Source organism: Emticicia sp. (assembly GCF_049241225.1).
Taxonomy (GTDB): Bacteria; Bacteroidota; Bacteroidia; order Cytophagales; family Spirosomataceae; genus Emticicia.
Map to the genome: position 1 here is coordinate 1 of NZ_JBMLRC010000029.1, position 2,712 is coordinate 2,712.

Sequence of the window (2,712 nt, forward strand, 5' to 3'; positions counted from 1 at the left end):
GCGTTCCTGCGGTATTAAACTCGTTTCCTGATGCCGATAAAACTCGTTTTTGGGCTTCCGGACGTTTACCATTTACACTTACTGCCGATGTAAATATCCCGAATAGCCCATCTAAAAAAATTATGTTCGTTGGCGTACATGCACGTGCGAATACAGGTTCAACACCTGCTGATGCCTTGAGCAGATATAATATGAGAAAGTTTGATGTAGAAGCACTAAAAGATACCCTTGATGCTCAATTTGCAACACTTCCAATAATTATGATGGGAGATTTTAATGATGATATAGACTTCACAGTTGCTACAACCGCAGGCGTACCAAATAATCAAACGAGCTATGTGGCTTACAACAACGACCCAACCAGATATAATATGCACACAAGAGCATTGAGTGACGCAGGTCTGAAAAGTACGGTTGGTTTTAGCGATATGATTGACCACTTAATTAGTTCTAACGAACTTTCGACACAATACATAGCTAATTCGGCACGAGTGAGTAATGCAGAGTCTTATGTAACAAGTTATGGAACAACCACATCTGACCATTACTCTGTTATGGCTCGATTTAATTTAGCACCGATAAATCCATGTCTTACGACTCTCCTTTTGGTTAGCCCAACTGATGATTATGCCTCTGGTACACAAACCAAACAAGCATCGAGTACAAATGGAAAAATTACAGCAACTAACTCAATAACTGGTACTGCTAATACTACTTATCAAGCAAAAGTTGTAGAATTAAACGCTGGTTTTAAAGCCGATAATGGTACTATTTTTAGAGCTGAAATCGGTGGTTGTAATTAAGAGGAAGTATCCGAAAGAAAACGAGGGAATGTTTGCGACATTCCCTCGTTTTCTTTAAAAGGCAACCTTTACTCAGTCATAATCTCCAAATTCTTGATTCGGGTAGGAAACCAAATTCTCATTTCTCCTTGCCCACGATTCGAGCGAGCGTAATACGGAATCAAAACTAAAGGTTGAGTTTTGGTCGAAACTGATGAATTATTTTCGATACTCAAGGCATTTGCCGAGCCTCTGAGAGTCATAACGCCATTCAATAAACTTGTCTGAAATTCTGTTGCAAAGTTCTGATTATCAGGCACTACCAAGTTAGATGTAAGTCCGTTATTATCAACAAATTCGGCACAGTAAACAATCGGGCCACGCTCAATCGCAATCTTACCGATATTATCTTTTACTTTTTCGTTGGCCACAACTTGCTTCACACTCATCGGCAAATTCATCATTACTTTATCGCCTTTTTTCCAAACTCTATCCACAATCATATAGCCATTTTCGATTTTGTATTCTAAAATCTGGCCATTTACATTCAACGATGGTTTCTCATTTGATTTATCTTTATATCGGTATAGGTCAGTAGGAAAAGCCTCATCTCTTGCCCAGCCCGGAATGCGGATATGTAGCGGGAATTTCAATCCATTTTTATTAGTTGGCTCGACCCCGATGATTACCATTCCATGCCACGGATATTCAGTAGTTTGCGAAATCGTTACGCTTTCTTTTGGTAAAACCTCCAAAGTTGTTGTGTTGCTCATAAACAAATTTACATATACTTGATTATCTTTTTGAGCATATACATAACTCGGAATCGAAGGCATAAAACGACAAATATTAGTTGGGCAACACGAACAGCCAAACCACGGAGAACGCTTGTTTTCGCCACTTAACTTACCTTTTTGGTAGTTATATTCCATCGGGTTTTCGTAGTTGAATGATTTTCCATCAAGCCCGATGCCGCTGATGAGTCCGTTATAGAGTGTTCGCTCTAAAATATCAATATACTTCGAGTCGCCGTACATCATAAACATTCTATGATTCCAGTAAACGCTCGAAATGGCCGCACACGTTTCGCAATAAGCCGCATGATTCGATAACTCATAATCAGGGCCGAAACCCTCCCAATTTCCTGCTTGTCCGAGTCCACCCGTGATGTAGGTTTTCTTCGAGAAAGCATTGTCCCAAATTTTATTGAGAGCCGTTAAATATTCCAAATTATTGGTCATTGAAGCCACATCGGCCATTCCTGCGTACAAATAACCAGCACGCACCGAGTGTCCGAGTGCTTCGGTTTGCTGCGTTACAGGAATATTATCTTGCCAGTAAGCTCCTGTCTGCCAGACAGTTGCATCTTTATCGCCCGTTTTCTTTTCGTATTTTCGTTGGCCTCGACAATCAATAAAAAACTTCGATAAATCAAGGTATTTCTGATTACCTGTCACTCGGTAAAGTTTTCCCAAACCAATTTCAATTACTTGATGCCCAGGGGCAACGGCCTTTTTCCCTGGCCCAAAAACTGTCAAAAGATGGTCGGCATTTTTGATGGCAATATCCAACATATTTCGTTTTTTGGTAGCCAAATAATGTGCCGTTGCCGCTTCGTAGAAATGCCCCATATTGTAGAGTTCGTGGCTCAATTCGTGTTCTTTTTCGTAGCGTTCTTTTCCAATCCAAGGGTGGGTGGTGTCGCCCATCGTGCGGGTAGTGTAAAGATAGCCATCGGGTTCTTGGGCTTTGCCGATAAGCGTGATGAGCGAGTCGATGTAAATATCGAGTTTAGCGTCATATTTTACATGAAGCGAGTAAGCCGCACCTTCGATGATTTTGTATATATCAGAATCATCAAAAGGGTAAGTCGTGCAAAGTTTTCCTGTGTGAGCAACTGCTTGCTCGAAGTTTTTGATTCGTCCCGTTT

Annotated in this window: 2 protein-coding genes; one reads left to right on the top strand and one right to left on the bottom strand. The window is 40.8% G+C overall.

The annotated features are described in order from the left end of the window. Positions 1-803, top strand: an 803-nt coding sequence (locus tag ACOVO2_RS01730) for a 3-coathanger stack domain-containing protein (protein WP_421768315.1), incomplete at its 5' end; no start/stop codon positions are given. A 68-nt stretch (positions 804-871) separates the two neighbouring features. Here the strand turns inward: ACOVO2_RS01730 and ACOVO2_RS01735 are convergent. Beyond that, positions 872-2,712, bottom strand: a 1,841-nt coding sequence (locus tag ACOVO2_RS01735; RefSeq protein WP_421768316.1) for a glycoside hydrolase family 127 protein, incomplete at its 5' end; no start/stop codon positions are given.